The sequence below is a fragment of the Streptomyces sp. NPDC087440 genome, from assembly GCF_044744005.1.
Classification (GTDB): domain Bacteria; phylum Actinomycetota; class Actinomycetes; order Streptomycetales; family Streptomycetaceae; genus Streptomyces.
The window spans coordinates 158,023-174,989 of sequence record NZ_JBIUXN010000007.1; the positions used below are offsets into that span (position 1 = coordinate 158,023).

At 72.0% G+C, this 16,967-nt stretch carries 15 protein-coding genes; 2 read left to right on the forward strand and 13 right to left on the reverse strand.

Going from position 1 to position 16,967, the window contains the following annotated elements; all coding sequences use genetic code 11:
- Nucleotides 1-3: 3 nt before the first annotated feature.
- From ACIO3O_RS16985 to rpmB, 11 genes are all read right to left on the reverse strand, one after another.
- Nucleotides 4-741, reverse strand: a complete 738-nt coding sequence (locus ACIO3O_RS16985) for a DUF1963 domain-containing protein (protein ID WP_401746200.1) — start codon at nt 739-741, stop codon at nt 4-6.
- An 80-nt stretch (nt 742-821) separates the two neighbouring features.
- Nucleotides 822-1,688, reverse strand: coding sequence for a bifunctional DNA-formamidopyrimidine glycosylase/DNA-(apurinic or apyrimidinic site) lyase (gene mutM, locus ACIO3O_RS16990; RefSeq protein WP_401746202.1), 867 nt, complete (start codon nt 1,686-1,688; stop codon nt 822-824).
- Nucleotides 1,689-1,778: 90 nt separating this feature from the next.
- On the reverse strand, nt 1,779-2,579 hold the full coding sequence (gene rnc, locus ACIO3O_RS16995) for a ribonuclease III (protein WP_401746204.1): 801 nt from the start codon (nt 2,577-2,579) through the stop codon (nt 1,779-1,781).
- A gap of 19 nt (nt 2,580-2,598) precedes the next feature.
- The gene (gene rpmF, locus ACIO3O_RS17000; protein WP_003965982.1) at nt 2,599-2,772 is read right to left on the reverse strand and encodes a 50S ribosomal protein L32; all 174 of its coding nucleotides are present in this window, start codon (nt 2,770-2,772) and stop codon (nt 2,599-2,601) included.
- A 2-nt stretch (nt 2,773-2,774) separates the two neighbouring features.
- A complete protein-coding gene (locus tag ACIO3O_RS17005; RefSeq protein WP_401746524.1) occupies nt 2,775-3,413 on the reverse strand; it encodes a YceD family protein in 639 nt (212 codons plus the stop codon).
- A gap of 170 nt (nt 3,414-3,583) precedes the next feature.
- On the reverse strand, nt 3,584-4,687 hold the full coding sequence (locus ACIO3O_RS17010; RefSeq protein WP_401746206.1) for an ATP synthase F0 subunit B: 1,104 nt from the start codon (nt 4,685-4,687) through the stop codon (nt 3,584-3,586).
- Between the two features lie 91 nt (nt 4,688-4,778).
- Entirely contained in the window at nt 4,779-5,279 is a 501-nt protein-coding gene (gene coaD, locus ACIO3O_RS17015) for a pantetheine-phosphate adenylyltransferase (protein ID WP_189825820.1), read from the reverse strand.
- Nucleotides 5,280-5,305: 26 nt separating this feature from the next.
- Nucleotides 5,306-5,890, reverse strand: a complete 585-nt coding sequence (gene rsmD, locus ACIO3O_RS17020) for a 16S rRNA (guanine(966)-N(2))-methyltransferase RsmD (RefSeq protein ID WP_401746208.1) — start codon at nt 5,888-5,890, stop codon at nt 5,306-5,308.
- A 61-nt stretch (nt 5,891-5,951) separates the two neighbouring features.
- On the reverse strand, nt 5,952-8,165 hold the full coding sequence (gene recG / locus ACIO3O_RS17025; protein WP_401746210.1) for an ATP-dependent DNA helicase RecG: 2,214 nt from the start codon (nt 8,163-8,165) through the stop codon (nt 5,952-5,954).
- A 71-nt stretch (nt 8,166-8,236) separates the two neighbouring features.
- Nucleotides 8,237-11,491 (reverse strand): ATP-binding protein, encoded by a 3,255-nt coding sequence (locus ACIO3O_RS17030; protein ID WP_401746211.1) that lies wholly within the window; start codon nt 11,489-11,491, stop codon nt 8,237-8,239.
- Between the two features lie 116 nt (nt 11,492-11,607).
- A complete protein-coding gene (gene rpmB, locus ACIO3O_RS17035; protein WP_003957616.1) occupies nt 11,608-11,793 on the reverse strand; it encodes a 50S ribosomal protein L28 in 186 nt (61 codons plus the stop codon).
- A 245-nt stretch (nt 11,794-12,038) separates the two neighbouring features.
- On the opposite strand from rpmB, the gene ACIO3O_RS17040 reads away from it, so the two are divergent.
- A complete protein-coding gene (locus ACIO3O_RS17040) occupies nt 12,039-13,676 on the forward strand; it encodes a DAK2 domain-containing protein (protein WP_401746214.1) in 1,638 nt (545 codons plus the stop codon).
- A 70-nt stretch (nt 13,677-13,746) separates the two neighbouring features.
- Nucleotides 13,747-14,973 carry an FAD-dependent monooxygenase gene (locus tag ACIO3O_RS17045; RefSeq protein ID WP_401746215.1) on the forward strand — a complete coding sequence of 409 codons (1,227 nt, stop codon included), beginning with the start codon at nt 13,747-13,749 and terminating at the stop codon, nt 14,971-14,973.
- Here ACIO3O_RS17045 and thiD read toward each other — a convergent pair.
- Nucleotides 14,964-15,803, reverse strand: a complete 840-nt coding sequence (thiD, locus tag ACIO3O_RS17050; RefSeq protein WP_401746217.1) for a bifunctional hydroxymethylpyrimidine kinase/phosphomethylpyrimidine kinase — start codon at nt 15,801-15,803, stop codon at nt 14,964-14,966. The genes ACIO3O_RS17045 and thiD overlap by 10 nt on opposite strands.
- A gap of 35 nt (nt 15,804-15,838) precedes the next feature.
- Entirely contained in the window at nt 15,839-16,804 is a 966-nt protein-coding gene (locus tag ACIO3O_RS17055) for a thiamine-phosphate kinase (RefSeq protein ID WP_189825813.1), read from the reverse strand.
- Nucleotides 16,805-16,967: the final 163 nt, after the last annotated feature.

Below are 16,967 nucleotides of genomic sequence, written 5' to 3' on the forward strand. Positions count from 1 at the left end.
CTGTCAGTGGCAGTCGCCGCGCCAGTCCCACGGCTGTTCCGGGCACCGGCGGCAGCGGAAGAAGTAGACGCCGCCGCAGTCACCGAGCTGTATGTCGCCGGTGAGGGTCAGCAGGTGCTCCATGCGGTGCCCCTCCGCGCAGTCGGGCCAGTTCGGGGGCTGCGTCCAGGCGGGCCAGCCTCCGGCCTTGGACGCGATGACGTGCCCGTCCTCGTCGCCCTCGCCCTCGCCGTCCCGCGAGTTCCAGGTCTCCCACCCGCTCGGCAGGTCCCGCACCACGGTCGGCGCCAGTACGGACACCTCGGGAACGTTGTACTCGTCGTACTCCCCCTCTCGCGCCACGGGTGTCCCGGCCTGCGCCCCGTCGGCCACGACCTGCGCCTCGTTGCGCCAGTACAGCCGCGGCGACACCAGGAAGGGGCCGTCGTCGTGGTTCAGCGCACACCACACCACCTGCAATACGTCCTTCCCTTCGGGGAACTCCAGGCCCGGCGCGTCACGGGCGAAGAGCTGGAGTATCGGCACCATGGGCACCGCGCCGGGGACGATCGGCTCGGTGTTGCCCGACTCGGAGCCGTACGTCCAGTGCTCCTCCTGCGCGCAGTACGGCCAGGGCTCGTCGGCGGGCCACAGCGGCGGGCCGCCGAGGGAGCTCTCCCGCGCCCCGGGCGAGCCGGGCTCCGCGTTGAGGACGACGGCCTGCCTCGCGGAGAGTTCGGTCGTCGTGAGGGCTTCGGGCATCGGAACTCCTTGTGCGGACACGGCAGATCAACGGACCATCAATCGCACACTAGTCCGCACCACTGACAACCCCCGTCCCGCTACTGCCCGTTGACGACCCTCGGCGGCCGCTGGCACTTCGGGCAGAAGTAGCTGGACCGGTTCATCCACGCGCGACGGCGCATCAGGGTGCCGCAGCGTCCGCAGGGTTGCCCCTCGCGGCCGTACGCGTCGAGCGAGCGGTCGAAGTAGCCGGATTCGCCGTTCACGTTGACGTACAGGCTGTCGAAGCTGGTGCCGCCGACGGCGAGCGCCGCGTTCATCACGTCCCGTACGTGGCCGAGGAGTTCGGCCGAGCGGGGCCGGGTCATGGTGGCGGTGGGCCGGTCGTAGTGCAGCTTCGAGCGCCACAGCGCCTCGTCCGCGTAGATGTTGCCGACGCCGCTGATCAGGGACTGGTCGAGCAGCGCCCGCTTGATCGTCGTACGTCGCAGCCGCAGCGCGGTGTGGAAGGCGGCGTCGTCGAAGGCGGCGTCGAGGGGGTCGCGGGCGATGTGCCCGATGACGTCCGGGAGGCCGTCGGGGGTGGTGTCGTGCAGCGAGAGTCCGCCGAAGGTGCGCTGGTCGACGAAGCGCAGCTCCGTCCCCAGCCCGTCCTCGAAGCGCACGCGCACCCGCAGGTGCTTCTCGTCGGAAGCCTCCTCGGGCTGCACGAGCAGTTGTCCGCTCATCCCGAGGTGGCCGAGGACCGCCAGCGGTGCGTCGTCCAGCGGCAGCCACAGGTACTTGCCGCGCCGCATGGCGGTGCCGACGCGGTGCCCGCGCAGCCGGTGCGCGAAGTCCTCGCCGCCGGCGAGGTGGCGGCGTACCGCACGCGGATGCAGCACCTCGACCTCGGCCACCGTGCGCCCGGCGACCCACCGCTCCAGTCCTCGGCGTACGACTTCCACTTCGGGCAGCTCGGGCACGGCTCTCCTTGAGGTTGTTCGGGTACGCGTCCGGCCCCGGTGCCGCCCTGCGAAGGGGCGGCACCGGGGCCGGACGTACTACGGCGTGCTTCAGGCGACCGGCGACGAGTTCTCGTCGTCCGGCTGCGTGGCGGGAGCCGCCGGAGCCTCGGCCTCGGCCTTCGCCGCCGCCTCGCGCTCCGCCGCGGCCGCGCTGATCGCGCGCCACGCGGACTCCGCCGCCTGCTGTTCCGCTTCCTTCTTGCTGCGGCCGGTGCCGGTGCCGTACGAGACACCACCGACGCGGGCGGCAGCAGTGAAGGTCTTCTCGTGGTCCGGGCCCGTCTCCGTGACCAGGTACTCGGGAACACCGAGCCCCTCGGCCGCGGTGAGCTCCTGGAGACTGGTCTTCCAGTCCAGACCGGCGCCGAGGCTGGACGACTTCTCGATCAGCGGATCGAAGAGTCGGTGCACCAGCTCGGAAGCGGCGTCCAGACCTTGGTCGAGATAGACCGCACCGATCACCGCTTCAAGGGTGTCGGCGAGGATGGATGCCTTGTCCCGGCCTCCCGTGCCCTCTTCGCCCCGGCCGAGCCGGATGAAGGAGCCGAGTTCGAGGCCGCGGCCCACCTCCGCCAGCGCACGAGAGTTGACCACCGCGGCCCGGAGCTTGGCCAACTGGCCTTCCGGGAGATCGGGGTGGGTGCGGTACAGCGTGTCCGTGACGACGAGGCCGAGCACGGAGTCCCCGAGGAACTCCAGACGCTCGTTCGTCGGCAGGCCGCCGTTCTCGTACGCGTACGAACGATGGGTCAGCGCACGCACCAGAAGGGCGGACTCGAGGTGATACCCGAGCCGCCCTTCCAGAAGCGTGTGAGACGAGGCATTGTCCGTCTTGTGTGACTCAGACATGGTGCCTCTCACCAGCCGCTCAGACCTCGAGGACCTGGCGCTTGTTGTACGTGCCGCAGCTCGGGCACGCAATGTGCTGGAGCTTCGGCTCCTGGCAGCGCTCGCACGACACCAGGGTGGGGACCGCAGCCTTCCACTGCGACCGGCGGTGGCGCGTGTTGCTGCGCGACATCTTCCGCTTCGGAACAGCCACGGCTACTTCTCCTGCTTCTCGTCGACGCCAGATTCAGCGTCGTCCACGTTGTCCTTCTCGTCGACCTGGCCGGTCTCGACGAGTCCCTGCAGCGCCGCCCAACGGATGTCGACGGCGTCATGGTGGTGGTCCGGGTTCTCGTTCAGGCTGGTCCCGCACTGCGAGCACATGCCTGCACAGTCCTCCCGGCACACCGGCTGCATCGGCAGTGCGAGCACCACCGCATCACGCAGCACCGGTTCGAGGTCGAACAAGCCGTCCTCGAGGAAGAGTGTGTCCTCGTCGTCCTCGGCGTCGTCGCCCGGTTCCGCTTTTGCACGGCCCCGGTCGTCGGCGTCAGGGTACGAGAACATCTCCTGGAAGTCCGCCGCGACCGACAGTCGCACCGGCTCCAGACACCTTACGCACTCCCCCTCGGCCTCCGCACGGACGGTGCCTGTGACAAGCACCCCTTCCATGACGGATTCGAGGCGGAGCCTGATCTCCAAGGGCGCACCTTCCGGTACGCCGATGACCCCTTCGACACCGAAGTCCTTGGGGGCCTCCGCGGAGCGGGTCAGCCGCTGAAGGGCACCGGGACGCCGGCCCAGCTCGTGTGTGTCGAACACGAGAGGGTTGCGGTGGTCGAGGCGCGCGTTCAGGGGATTTCCTGCTTTCGGATTGCTGTGGAGGGACTGCCGTAGCGTCGCAGGACGGAAATCCATGGCGAATCGGGCAGCCGAAATCGCAGACGTGGTCCGCGACGAATGGCCAGGATACTTGACGCTTCGCTCAGGGCCCAATCCGGTCCCCGGGCCCCGGCGACGGGCGGCTAGCGACCCTGCTCGTACTCGCGCAGCTGGTCGAGATTGATCATGCTCGTGTCGAACATGCTGGTCTCGTCGAGGGCGCCCTGCTGCTGGTGGGACTGCTGGGGCTGGCCCTGATGCTGCTGGGACTGACCCTGATGCTGCTGGGGCTGGTGCTGCTGCGGCAGGAGCTGGCCGTACTGGTCGTATCCCTGCTGGGCGTAGGAGGCCGCGTACGGGTCCTGCTGGTAGCCGTACGGGTCCTGGCCGTAGCTCGCGGCGTAGGCGTCCTGCTGCGGCTGCTGCCCGTACGGGGCGGCGTACGGGTCGTACGGCTGCTGGGCGGGGACCTGGGGCTGGAGCGGCGGGGGCTCCGGGGCGCGCGGCGGGGCGGCGGGCTGCGGCTCGGCCAGGTCGGCGAGGAAGTCGGCGTCGGAGCCGCGCAGCCCGGAGTGGTCCAGGTCGTCCTGGGCGGCCATGTGCACGCCGAGGTCGTCGTGGGCGACGCGGCCGTGCAGCTTCTGGCGGCCCTTGCCGACGGCTTCGAGGGTCTTGGCGAGGACGGCCTCGAAGGCACCGAGCTTGGTGTCGACGTACTCGTCGGCCCGCTGGAGGAGGGTCGAGGGGTCCGGGCTGTAGTCCGGGGCGTCCTCGTCGGCGTACCCCTGCTCGTCGAGGCCGGGGCCCCGGCCGAGCAGCTTCTCGCGGCCCCGGCCGACCGAGCCGATGGTCTTGGTGAGGACGACCTCGAAGTTGGCCAGCTTGGAGTCGACGTACTCGTCGGCCTCGGCGCGGATCTCCTCGGCCTCCTGGCGGGCCTCGGCGAGGATGCGGTCCGCCTCGGCCTGGGAGCGGCGGGCGACCTCGGTGTCGGAGATCAGGTCGCCGCGCTGGGCCTGGGCCGACTCGATGATCCGGGCGGCCTCCTCGCGGGCCTGCTCGACCATCTGCTCACGGCCGCCGATCAGCTCCTGGGCGTGCGCCAGGGAGTTCGGCAGGGCCTGCCGCACCTCTTCGAGCATGTCCAGCAGGTCGGCGCGGTTGACCACGCACGAGGCCGACATGGGCATGGACCGGGCACTGCCGATCGCCTCGACGATCTCGTCCAGCTTGTTCTGCACGTCCACCGTGTACTCGCCACTCTCTCGGCCTGGTGTGGAGACGGACGGGACGACTGTAAGGCCAGTCGACTCCCGCCCGACACCTGCTGACGGTCTGTCAGTTCTCCTGCGCCTGTGCGCGCTTCTCCGCCAGGCGCTTCGTCAGCTCCGCGTGCACGTGCTCCGGCAACAGGTGCGCGACGTCGCCGCCCCAGGCCGCGACCTCCTTGACCAGGCTGGAGGAGAGGAAGCTGTAGGTGGGGTTGGTGGGGATGAAGAGGGTCTCGACACCGGAGAGCCCGTTGTTCATCTGTGCCATCTGGAGTTCGTAGTCGAAGTCGCTGACGGCCCGCAGACCCTTCACGATGGCGGGGATGTCGCGCTCCTTGCAGAAGTCGACGAGCAGCCCGTGATGGGACTCGACCACGATGTTGCCGTAGTCGGCGGTGGCCTCCCTGATCAGCTCGATCCTCTCCTCGACCGAGAAGAGACCTTTCTTCGACTGGTTGATCATCACCGCGACGTGCACCACGTCGTACAGCCTGGAGGCTCGGCCGATGATGTCGAGATGTCCGTTGGTGATGGGGTCGAACGACCCGGGACAGACTGCCCGGCGCATCTGTGGTCCCTCGCTCTCCGGTCCGGTCATCGTGCGTCTTCGCACGACGAGGCGGCGCGACCGTACCAAAGCGTTCCCTCGCCGTAGCGACGGGCCCGCAGTGGCTCAAATCCCTTGGGCCACTTGAATTCTCCGCCCCTGGTGCTGCGTTCCACGGTGGCGATCGCGTCCTCGGCGAGCCAGCCCTGGGCGTGGAGTGTGAGGAGAATCTCCCGAAGATCGTCGTCGGTGACGGCGTACGGGGGGTCCAGGAAGACGATGTCGTACGGGTCGGCGGGCGCCGCGCCCGTCACGACCTGCTCCGCCTTGCCCGCCCGGACCTCGGCGCTGGGCAGCCCCAGCGTGCGTACGTTGTCCCGAATCGTCCGCACCGCCTTCGGGTCGGCCTCGACCAGGAGGGCGTGCACGCCGCCCCGGGACAGCGCTTCCAGGCCGACGGCTCCGGAGCCCGCGTACAGGTCGGCGATCCGGATGCCCTCCAGGGTCCCGAGCAGCGCCTCCCAGGTCGAGAACAGGCCCTCGCGCGCGCGGTCGGAGGTGGGGCGGGTGCCGTTGCCCGGCGGTACGGCCAGGCGGCGTCCGCCGGCGGTGCCTGCGATCACGCGGGTCATGGGGTCCTCTGGGTCGGGCCTGCTGGGTGTGTCTCCTTCCACGATATGGCGTACGGGCCGGTCAGCCCTTGTCGAGGTACTCCTCCCGCTCCTTGTCGAGCAGTGCGTCCAGTGCCGTCCGCAGCTCGGGCAGCCGCTCCAGTTCGGGGTCCTCGGCGACGATCTGGACGGCCTCCTCGCGGGCGGCGGCGATGACCTCCTCGTCCTCGATGACGGCCAGGACGCGCAGCGAGGACCGCACACCGGACTGGGCCTGGCCGAGCACATCGCCCTCACGGCGCTGTTCGAGGTCGATCCGCGACAGCTCGAAGCCGTCGAGGGTCGCCGCCACTGCTGCCAGCCTGGCCCTCGCCGGGCTGGCCTCGGGCATCTCGCTGACCAGCAGGCACAGCCCGGGGGCCGAACCTCGCCCGACCCGGCCGCGCAGCTGGTGCAGCTGGGAGACGCCGAAGCGGTCGGCGTCCATGATCACCATGGCGGTGGCGTTGGGGACGTTGACGCCGACCTCGATGACGGTGGTCGCGACCAGCACGTCCACCTCACCGGCGGCGAAGCGCCGCATCACGTCGTCCTTGTCGTCGGGCTGCATCCGCCCGTGCAGCACCTCGACCCGCAGCCCGTTGAGCGCTCCGGCGCGGAGCTGTTCGGCGATCTCCAGGACAGCGAGCGGCGGCCGCTTCTCCGGGTCCTCGGCCTCCTCGGCCGCCTTCTTGGACTTCTTCTTCGGCTCGTCCTCGCCGTCCCCGATGCGCGGGCACACCACGTACGCCTGGTGCCCGTTCTCCACTTCCTCCCGTACGCGCTCCCAGGCGCGGGTCAGGAAGTGCGGCTTGTCCTTGGCCGGTACGACGTGGGTGGCGATCGGGGAACGCCCGGCGGGGAGCTGGTCCAGCACGGACGTCTCCAGGTCGCCGAAGACCGTCATCGCCACCGTGCGCGGAATGGGGGTGGCCGTCATGACCAGCAGGTGCGGCGGCTGCTTCCCCTTCGACCGGAGCGCGTCGCGCTGCTCGACTCCGAACCGGTGCTGTTCGTCGACGACGACCAGCCCGAGGTCGTGGAACTGCACCTTGTCCTCGATCAGCGCATGCGTGCCGATGACAAGACCCGCCTCCCCCGTCACCAGGTCCAGCAGCGCCTGCCGCCGTGCGGGCATCCCCATCGACCCGGTGAGCAGCACGACCTTCGTCCCGAGCGAGGACCCGCCGAGCATGCCGCCCTCGGCCAGCTCGCCCATCATCTCCACGATCGACCGGTGGTGCTGCTGTGCGAGCACTTCGGTGGGCGCGAGCATGGCGGCCTGCCCGCCCGCGTCGACGACGGCGAGCATGGCGCGCAGCGCCACCATGGTCTTCCCGGAACCCACTTCCCCCTGGAGCAGCCGGTGCATCGGGTGTTCGGTGGCGAGGTCGTCGAAGATCTCCTTGGAGACCTTCTGCTGGCCGTCGGTGAGGGTGAAGGGCAGCTTGGCGTCGAAGGCGTCGAGGAGGCCGTCGGGGGTGGGCTTGCGGGCGACGGCGGGAAGCTGGGTCTCGGCGAACCGGCGGCGGGCCAGGGCGACTTGGAGGACGAAGGCCTCGTCCCACTTGAGGCGGTCGCGGGCGTCGGCGATCTCCGCCTTGGTGCGCGGGCGGTGGATCTTGCGGAAGGCGTCGGGGAGCGGGATCAGGCCGCGGCCCTCGCGGAGCGCGGTGGGGAGCGGGTCGACCAGCTCGGACCAGTTCGTGGCTTCCATGGAGGCCAGGACCAGGTCGACGGTCTTGGCGATCTTCCAGCTCTCCATCTGGGCACAGGCCGGGTAGAGCGGGATCAGCTGGTTCGCCCAGGCCTCCACGGCGTCGGAGCCCGCGTCCTTGCCGAGCATCTCGTACGCCGGGTGGGAGAGCTGGCGGATGTTGCGGAACATGCCGACCTTGCCGGAGAACATTCCCTTGCGGCCCGGCAGGAGCTCTTTCTGGTGGTGGTAGATCGTCTTGCCGAAGAAGACCAGCTGGAGGCGTCCGCTGCCGTCGGTGAGGGTGACTTCGAGGCGCTGGCCCTTGCCGTTGTTGAAGCGCAGGATGCGGGCGTCCGCGACCTGGGCGACGACGGTGGCGTGCTCGTCGAGCGGGAGGTCGGCGAGCTGGGTGAGCTCGCCGCGCTCGGCGTACCGCCGGGGGTAGTGGTGCAGCAGGTCACCGACCGTGTGCAGGTCGAGGTGCTCGGCCATCACCTTCGCGGTGGTGCCGCCGAGTGTCTTCTTGAGTGGTTCGTCGAGCGAGGGCACGAGATCCATTGGACACCATGGGTCTGACATCCCCCGCGCCCTGTGGACGGCTCCGCGTCATGCCTGCGTCACGCAGGGGTTCACGCAGGGGTCCCGCGCCCCCGCTCGTACGCCTCCCGGTAGGCCTGTGGGGTCAGGGCCGCCCGGGTCGCCTCCGTCGTGCGTACGACGTCGAGGTCGCCCAGCAGGGGGGTGCCGCGCAGGCCCTCCGCCTCGCCGAGCAGCCGGGCCGCCCGCTCCGGGGGACCGGCCTGGGCCCGGGCCTCGGCGAGTTCGGCGAGGATCAGGCGGCCCGGCTGGTCCTCGGCGAGGACGGTGGCCTGGTCGAACCACTCCTCGGCCTGTGCCGGGTCGCCCTGCGCCAGGGCGGTGCGGCCGAGGCCGAGCAGCACGCGCAGGGTCTCGCCCGTACCGAACCAGCTCTCGGTGCCCCCGTCGAGGGCCTCCTCGTAGTGCGTGCGGGCGCGTGCCGGGTCCCCGGTCAGGCGGGCCGCGTCACCGAGCCCGCGGAGCGCTCCGGTCGCCTTGTCGGGGACGCCGATGCCGCGGGCCAGGTCGGCGGAGCGGGTGAGGAGTACGACGGCCTCGCCCGTCCGTCCGGCGTGCAGCAGGACGTGGCCGCGCCGCATCAGCATGTCGGCGGTCTCCTCGGGGGCCTTCAGCTCGGTGACGAGGACGAGCGCCTCCTCCAGGAGGACCAGTGCCCGGGCGTGGTCGCCGCGCCAGTGGGCGAAGGTGGCCAGCGGGTCGAGGCAGTTGGCGATGCCCCAGCGGTCGCCGGTCGCCCGGAAGCCGGCCAGCGCCGACGCGAAGTCCTCCTCCGCCGGGCCCGGCCGCCCGGCGAACAGGTGCTGGTAGGCGCGGCCCATCCGCAGCAGCGCACCCGCCCAGGGACCGCTTCTGCCGTACGCCTCCTCCTCCTGCGACGTCGTCCGGGTGTCCGCCCGTGGGCCCGAGGCGAGGGCCCACAGGGTGAGGAGGTGCGGGCGGCGCAGGTGTCCGACCAGGCCCTCGATCAGCCGGTCGGCGCGGGCGGTCAGCTCCGCGTCTGCCGCGCTGCCGTCGGGGCCCGTCCGCGGGTCGACGGCCGCGAGCAGGCACAGCGCGTACTCCTCCGCGAGCCCCGGCGGTGGCTCCTGCCCCGCGGCCCGCAGCACCTCCCGGGCGGCGCGCGACAGTTCGCCGGAGTGCCCGCGCAGCGGGGCGTACCAGGAGAGCCCGGCGAGCAGTTTCAGGGAGCTGGCGGTGTCGCTTCGGCGCACGGCGACGAGGAGGTCGGTGTGCTCGGTTTCGAGGAGGTCGAGCCAGTGCAGCTGTGCCGCCTCGCGCAGGTGGGGTTCGGCGCGCTCCACGAGGGCCAGGAAGTACGCCGTGTGGGCGGCCCGGAAGTCCCGTTCCTCCGCGCCCAGTTGTTCCGCGCAGAAGGCCCTGATCGTCTCCAGCATCCGGTAGCGCCCGCCGGTGACCGTGACGAAGGACTTCTCGACCAGGGAGGCCAGGACGTCCTCCGCGTCGGGTGCCGCGCACACCTGTCGTACGGCGTCCGCCGTCGCTCCTCCGGCGAACACGGTGAACCGGCGCGCCAGCTCCTGTTCCGTCGCGTCCAGGAGTTCCCAGCTCCACTCCACCACCGCGCGCAGGGTGCGGTGCCGGGGCTCCTTGGTGCGGTCGCCGCGCGACAGCAGCCGAAAACGCGCATCCGGCACCGGTGCGAGGGAACCGCTCTCCGGTGCCGGTGCGAGCAGACCGCCCTCCGGCACCGGTGCGAGGAGACCGCCCTCCGGCACCGGTGCGAGGGAACCGCCCTCCGGCACCGGTGCGAGGGAACCGCCCTCCGGCGCCGGTGCAAAGGAGCCTCCGTCCGGTGCCGGTGCCGGTGCGTCGCCGAGCCGGGCGCACAGGCGGTCCGCGAGATCGTCCACGGAGAGGGTCCGCAGCCGGGCCGCCGCGAGTTCCAGGGCGAGCGGCAGCCCGTCCAGGGCGGCGCAGAGGTCCGCCACGCGTGCGTGCCGTGCGGTGCCCGGACGCAGGTCGAGTCCCGGGCGCACCGAGGCCGCGCGCTCCGTGAACAGGCGCACCGCTTCCGGTGTGCGCAGCGGCTCCACCGTGACGAGCGTCTCCCCGGTGACGCCCAGCGCCTCCCTGCTGGTGGCCAGCACCTTCAGTGCGGGGTGTGCTCCGAGCATGCGGACGGCCAGCAGTGCCGCCGCCCCGACCAGGTGCTCGCAGTTGTCCAGGACGAGCAGCGGTGGCTGTCCTTCGTGGGCGGCCAGCACCGACAGCAGCCGTTCCAGGGCGTCGGCACTGCCGCCCGTCCGGTCGGGGAAGCCGCTCTCGCGCACGCCGAGGGCCGCCAGGACGGCGTACGGCAGGCCCGCCGCGTCCGGCACCGGTGCCAGTTCCACGTAACAGACCTCGCCCGGCCAACGGCCCGCGCCCTCCTGTGCCAGGCGCGTCTTGCCCGCCCCGCCGGGGCCGGTGAGGGTCACCAGGCGGGCGGAGCGAAGCAGGCCGCCGAGCTGCCTCAGGTCGTCCTCGCGGCCGACGAAGCTGGTGAGCCGGGCGGGCAGCGGGCGCGGGGCGGCGGCGCCCTGCGGACGCAGGAGTTCCAGGTGGAGGGCGGCCAGTTCGGGCGAGGGGTCGGCGCCGAGCTGCTCGGCGAGGGTGTGCCGGGCGTCCTCGTAGACGGCGAGGGCCTCGGCGGGCCGTCCGGCAGCCCCCAGGGCCCGCATCAGCAGTCCGTACGGGCGCTCGCGCAGCGGTTGTACGGCGATCAGCTCGCGCAGTTCCGGTACCAGCGCGGCGCCTCCCCCGAGGCCCAGCTCGGCCGCCGCGAGGTTTTCGCGGGCGCTCAGCCGTGCCTCCTCCAGGCGGCGGGCCTCGGTCCCGGCGAAGGCCGCGAAGGGGCCGGGCGCGAGGCCGGCGAGGGCGTTGCCGCGCCACAGGGCGAGGCCCTCGCGCAGCAGTTCCGCGGCCCGCCCGTGCTCCCCCGCCGCCAGGGCGGTCCGTCCGGCGCGCACGGCATCCTCGAAGAGGTGCACGTCGAGGGTGGCCGGATCCGCGTCCAGTCGGTATCCGAGGGGAACGGACTCGATCCGTACGCCGAGCACCCGGAGGCGCCTGCGCAGCCGGGACACCTGCGACTGGAGGGCGTTCGCGGCACCGGCCGGCGGCTCGTCACCGTACAGACCCGCGATGAGGCGCTCGGCGGTGACACCACGCCCGGCGTTCAGGAGCAACAGTGCGAGGAGCGTGCGCGGGCGCTCGCCGCCGGGGTCGAGAAGCTCACCGGTGTCGGTGCGTATCTCCACGGGGCCCAGCAGTCCGAAGCGCATGCGCCGATTGTGCTGCGCCCTCGAAGAAAGAGGGCGGGAGGACAAGAAAAAACCGGCCCACCCGAGGGTGGACCGGTTCTTCAAGCAACCAGCGAGGTGGCCGCGCTATCTAGACGTCAGCGCGAGACCTTGCCGGCCTTGATGCACGAGGTGCAGACGTTAAGCCGCTTCGGCGTCCGACCGACCACTGCACGCACGCGCTGGATGTTGGGGTTCCAACGACGCGAGGTACGGCGGTGCGAGTGCGAAATGTTGTTGCCGAAGCCCGGCCCCTTGCCGCAGACGTCGCAGTTGGCAGCCACGGTCACTCCAAAGACTTCAGATGCACTTACAGTGAATTCCGGCATGCCGAAGGATCCGAGGATCCTGTGGCGTAGCCGGGGGAATGTCCCGATTTTCATCGGGCAACCGGAGCAGCATACAACGACTGCTCTCGTACAACGAAACTACCACGGCTCCCGGGGACCTCGCCCCGGCCCCTTCTGCCGCCGCCCCCGCCCCGGGGGCTAATCTGCGAGAGTTCCCGCTGCTCAAGGAGGAGGCCCAGGTGCCGCAGTCCCCCGACGACCTCGACGCCGTCGCGGTACGCACCTGGTGCTCGCTGGCCCTCGCGGCCCTGGGCGCGGAGCGCGAGGAGATCGACGCGATCAACGTGTACCCGGTCGCCGACGGGGACACCGGGACGAATCTGTATCTGACGATGGAGTCCGCGGCCCAGGCCGTGGAGGCCGTCTTCGCCGCGCACGAGACGGTGACGGGTCCCTCGGCCTCGGTTCCGCTGCTGTCCGATGCGGTACGGGCCATGGCGCACGGTGCGCTGATAGGCGCACGGGGCAACTCCGGCACGATCCTCTCCCAGCTCCTGCGGGGCATGTCCGAGGAGCTGGCCGCCGTGGAGCGGGCGGACGCGGCGGCCCTGTGCAGGGCGCTGGAGCGGGCGGCCGCGCTGGCGTACGAGGCGGTGGCGCACCCCGTGGAGGGGACGGTGCTCACGGTCGCCACGGCGGCGGCGCGGGCGGCCGCCGCCTCGGGGGCCGCCTCCGTTCCCGGTGTCGCCCGGGCCGCGTACGAGGGTGCGCGGGCCGCGCTGCCGCAGACCACCGGGCAGCTCGCCGCGCTCGGCCGGGCCGGGGTCGTCGACGCGGGCGGGCGGGGCCTGGTGGCGGTGCTGGGGGTGCTGGTCGAGGCGGTCACGGGGGAAGCGGTGGCCGTACGGGCGAAGGCTCCTGCCGCAGTGCCGACCGACGAGGACTGTTCCGCCGACCACTCCGACGAGGGCGGGCCCGCGTTCGAGGTGATCTACCTGCTGGAGGCCGAGGACGCGGCGGTGGACCGGCTGCGGCGTCGGCTCGACGGGCTCGGGGACTCGCTCGTGGTCGTGGGCGGGGACGGGCTGTGGAACGTCCACGTCCACGTGGACGACGCGGGGGCCGCCGTCGAGGCGGGGGTCGAGGCCGGGCGGCCGTACCGCATCCGCATCACGCACTTCGGCGCCGACCGGGTGGCTCCGCCCCGGGAGCGGGCGCAGCGGGCGGTCGTCGCGGTGGTGCCGGGCGACGGCCTGGTGGAGCTGTGCGCACAGGCCGGTGCGACGACCGTGCTGGCGCGGCCCGGGGAGCCGCCGGCCAGCGGCGAACTGGTGGACGCGATCCGGCGGGCGCACGCGCGGGAGGTCGTGCTGCTGCCCAACGACGCGGATCTGCGGCACACCGCCGCGGCCGCCGCCCAGCAGGTACGGAGCGAGGGCGTGCGGGTCGCGCTGATCCCGACCCGGGCCGCCGTCCAGGGCATCGCGGCGCTCGCGGTGCACGAGCCGGACCGGCGGTTCGACGAGGACGTCGTCGCGATGACGTCGGCGGCGGGGGCCACCCGGTACGCCGAACTGGCCGTCGCGGAACGGCAGTCGTGGACGACGGCGGGCGTGTGCCAGGCGGGCGACGTGCTCGGGCTGATCGACGGGGACGTCGCGGTGATCGGGACGGACGTGGCAGTGACGGCACGGACGGTGCTGGACCGCATGCTGTCGGCGGGGGGCGAGCTGGTGACGCTCGTGCTGGGGGAGGCGGTGCCGGAGGGTCTCGGCGAGGCGCTCGCATCGCACGTGCGGGGACGGCACCTGGCGGTGGACACGGTGGTCTACCGGGGCGGCCACCCGTCCTCGCCCCTCCTCATCGGCATCGAGTAGCCCCACCGTGCGGGCGGGCCCGTCAGCGCACCGTCAGTGCCCGGTAAGCCGGGCCCCGCACGCTCTCCCCATGACCCAGCGACCGCAGTCACAGTCCCTCGCCCACCTCCACCTCCTCGTCTCCGGCGCCAGCATCGCCGGTCCCGCCCTCGCCCTCCAGCTCGCCCGGCGCGGTGCCCGTGTCACCGTCGTCGAGAAGGCGGCGGCGCTCCGGCCCGGCGGGTTCGCCGTCGACTTCCGGGGGCACGTGCACCGCACGGTCCTCCAGGACATGGGGATCTGGGACGAGGTCCACGTCCGCCGCACCCGTATGAAGGCCCAGACCCTCGTGGACGCCGACGGCGTTCCCCGCCTGGACCTCCCCTCCACCTTCATGGGCGGCGACGTCGAGATCGAGCGCGGTGATCTCGCCGCGATCATGTACGAGCGGACCAAGGACCTGCCGAACGTCACCTACGTCTTCGGGGACTCGGTCGCGAGCCTCCACGAGACCCCCACCGGCGTCGACGTCACCTTCGAGAACTCCCCGCCCCGCACCTTCGACCTCGTCGTCGGCGCCGACGGCCTGCACTCGCGCACCCGTGCCCTCGCCTTCGGCGCCGAGGCCGGATACCTGAAGTACCTGGGTTACTACGTGGCCGGGTTCGACCTGCCCAATCACCTGGGGCTCGACCGCACGGCCCACTACTACAGCGATCCCGGCCGGATGGTCGCCCTCGCGAACACCGACGGCGATCCCGCGCGCGCCACCGCGTCCTTCGTCTTCTCCTCCCCCGAGCGCCTCGACCACGACCGGCGTGATCTCGCGCGGCAGCAGAAGATCCTGAGTGAACGGTTCCGGGGGATGGGGTGGGAGACCGAGCGGGTGCTGGAGGCACTGGCGGGCCTGCGGTCGGTGGACGAACTGTACTTCGACGCCATCGCGCAGATCCACGTGGACCGGCTGTCCGTGGGACGGGTGGTGCTGGTGGGGGATGCCGGGTACGGGGCCACCATGGGCGGCATGGGGACGGGCGCGGCCGTCGTCGCCGCGTACGTCCTGGCCGGTGAGCTGGCCCTGGCGGGCGGCGACCACCGCACCGCGTTCGCCGCGTACGAGGCGGAGTTCCGCGACTTCGCCAAGGGGTGCCAGAAGGTCGCGGGCAACGCGGGCCCGTTCCTCGCGCCGCCCACCGCCCGCAAGATCCGCCGGCGCGACCTCACCTACCGGATGCTCTCCGCCCGCCCCCTGGCCGGGTTCTTCAAGAAGCTGACCGAGAAGGCGGCGACGGACATCGTGCTGCGCGACTATCCCTGACCCGCGCCCTCCGCCGGGTTCCGCAGCCGCCAGCCGTGGTCGACCGGGCCGATGCCCGCGCCCAGCGCGAAGCCCGCCGCGATGGCCTCCGTGACGTACTCCTTCGCGGCGGAGACCGCCTGCGGCACGTCCAGGCCTTTCGCCAGGCCCGAGGCGATCGCGGAGGCGAGCGTGCAACCGGTGCCGTGGGTATGGCGGTTGTCGTAGCGCGGGGCGCGCAGCCAGTGATCGTCCGTGCCGTCGGTGAGCAAGTCGACGGCCTCGCCCGGGAGATGGCCGCCCTTGATGAGCACCCAGCGCGGGCCGCAGGCGAGGAGCGCGTCCGCCGCCGCACGCATCCCGTCCTCCGACTCCACCCGTACGCCGGTGAGTTGGGCCACCTCGTCCAGGTTCGGGGTGGCGACGGTGGCCACCGGGAGGAGGGCCTTGCGCACGGACTCCACGGCCGAGGCGGCGAGCAGGGAGTCGCCGTGCTTGGAGACGCCGACCGGGTCCACGACGACCGGGGCGTCGGTGGCGGCGAGGAGGGCCGCCACCTCCTCCACCAGTTCGGCGGAGGAGAGCATGCCGGTCTTCACGGCCTGCACCCCGATGTCGTCCACGACGCTGCGGTACTGGGCCCGCACCGCCTCCACCGGAAGGTCCCAAACCCCTTGGACGCCCAGGGAGTTCTGGGCGGTGACGGCGGTGAGCACGCTCATCCCGTGCACGCCCAGGGCCAGCATCGTCTTCAGGTCCGCCTGGATGCCCGCACCGCCGCCGGAGTCGGAACCGGCGACGGTGAGCACGCAGGGGAGCACGCCGTGACGTGCGGCAGGAGTTATTCGCATACCTGCGAATGTAACGCGGCCGTACGCCGGGCAGGTCAGCCCTCGATGTCCCCGAAGTGGTCCCAGCCGCCCTTGTTGGTCCAGGGCGCCCCGTCGACCGTCACCTGCGGCAGCGCGGACGGGTTGAGGACCTCGCCGATGACCTTCCAGCGGGCCGGGAGCTTCACGTCCGGCGGGAAGGTCGCCACGATCGCGTGGTCCTCTCCCCCGGTCAGCACCCACTGGATGGGGTCGACGCCGACCGCCTGCCCGATGTCCGACATCTGGGTGGGGATGTCGATGAGCCCGGAGCGCAGGTCGATGCGGACCTTGCTGGCCTCGGCGATGTGCCCGAGGTCGGCGACCAGTCCGTCGCTGACGTCGGTCATCGCGGTGGCGCCGAGCCCGGCCGCCGCGGGGCCCGCGTGGTACGGCGGTTCGGGCCTGCGGTGCGCCTCGACGAAGGCGCGCGGCGAGCGGAAGCCGCGGGAGAGGACCGCGTGGCCCGCCGCCGACCAGCCGAGCCACCCCGTCACGGCGACGACGTCGCCGGGGCGGGCTCCGGAGCGTACGACCGGTTCGTGGTTGCGCAGGTCGCCGAGCGCGGTGATGGCCACCGTGATGGTGTCCCCGCGTACGACGTCGCCGCCGACCACGGCCGCGCCCGCGACCTGGCACTCGTCGCGCAGCCCGTCCATCAGCTCGGTCGGCCAGGTGGCCGGGAGTTCGGCGGGGACCACGAGGCCCAGCAGGAGCGCGGTCGGGACGGCGCCCATGGCCGCGATGTCGGCGAGGTTCTGGGCGGCGGCCTTGCGGCCCACGTCGTACGCCGTCGACCAGTCGCGCCGGAAGTGCCGTCCCTCCAGGAGGATGTCGGTGCTCGCGACGACCCGTCGGTCCGGTGCCGCGACGACCGCCGCGTCGTCGCCGGGCCCGAGCCGTACGGCCGGGGTGGAGGTGAGGCGGGAGGTCAGCTCTCTGATGAGGCCGAACTCTCCCAGCTCGCCCACGGTGCCCTTCATGAATGTGCCCCTTCTGCCCCAGTGCGCTTGCGGTCGCGAGCCAGCACTGCTCTAGGTACCGTCAACACGTACGTCACCTTCTGCTGCACGCGTACGTCAACTTCTGTTCGCCGCACGCCGCGATGCGCCTTCGGCGTACGGGCGCGGGCGGCCGCGCACGTCT

Coding starts and splice junctions, on each gene's coding strand:
- thiD (WP_401746217.1), bottom strand. CDS start 15,803: ATGCGAATAACTCCTGCCGCACGTCACGGCGTGCTCCCCTGCGTGCTC.
- recG (WP_401746210.1), bottom strand. CDS start 8,165: ATGGATCTCGTGCCCTCGCTCGACGAACCACTCAAGAAGACACTCGGC.
- coaD (WP_189825820.1), bottom strand. CDS start 5,279: ATGCGCCGGGCAGTCTGTCCCGGGTCGTTCGACCCCATCACCAACGGA.
- ACIO3O_RS17055 (WP_189825813.1), bottom strand. CDS start 16,804: ATGAAGGGCACCGTGGGCGAGCTGGGAGAGTTCGGCCTCATCAGAGAG.
- ACIO3O_RS17030 (WP_401746211.1), bottom strand. CDS start 11,491: ATGCGCTTCGGACTGCTGGGCCCCGTGGAGATACGCACCGACACCGGT.
- rnc (WP_401746204.1), bottom strand. CDS start 2,579: ATGTCTGAGTCACACAAGACGGACAATGCCTCGTCTCACACGCTTCTG.
- rsmD (WP_401746208.1), bottom strand. CDS start 5,890: ATGACCCGCGTGATCGCAGGCACCGCCGGCGGACGCCGCCTGGCCGTA.
- ACIO3O_RS17045 (WP_401746215.1), top strand. CDS start 13,747: ATGACCCAGCGACCGCAGTCACAGTCCCTCGCCCACCTCCACCTCCTC.
- ACIO3O_RS16985 (WP_401746200.1), bottom strand. CDS start 741: ATGCCCGAAGCCCTCACGACGACCGAACTCTCCGCGAGGCAGGCCGTC.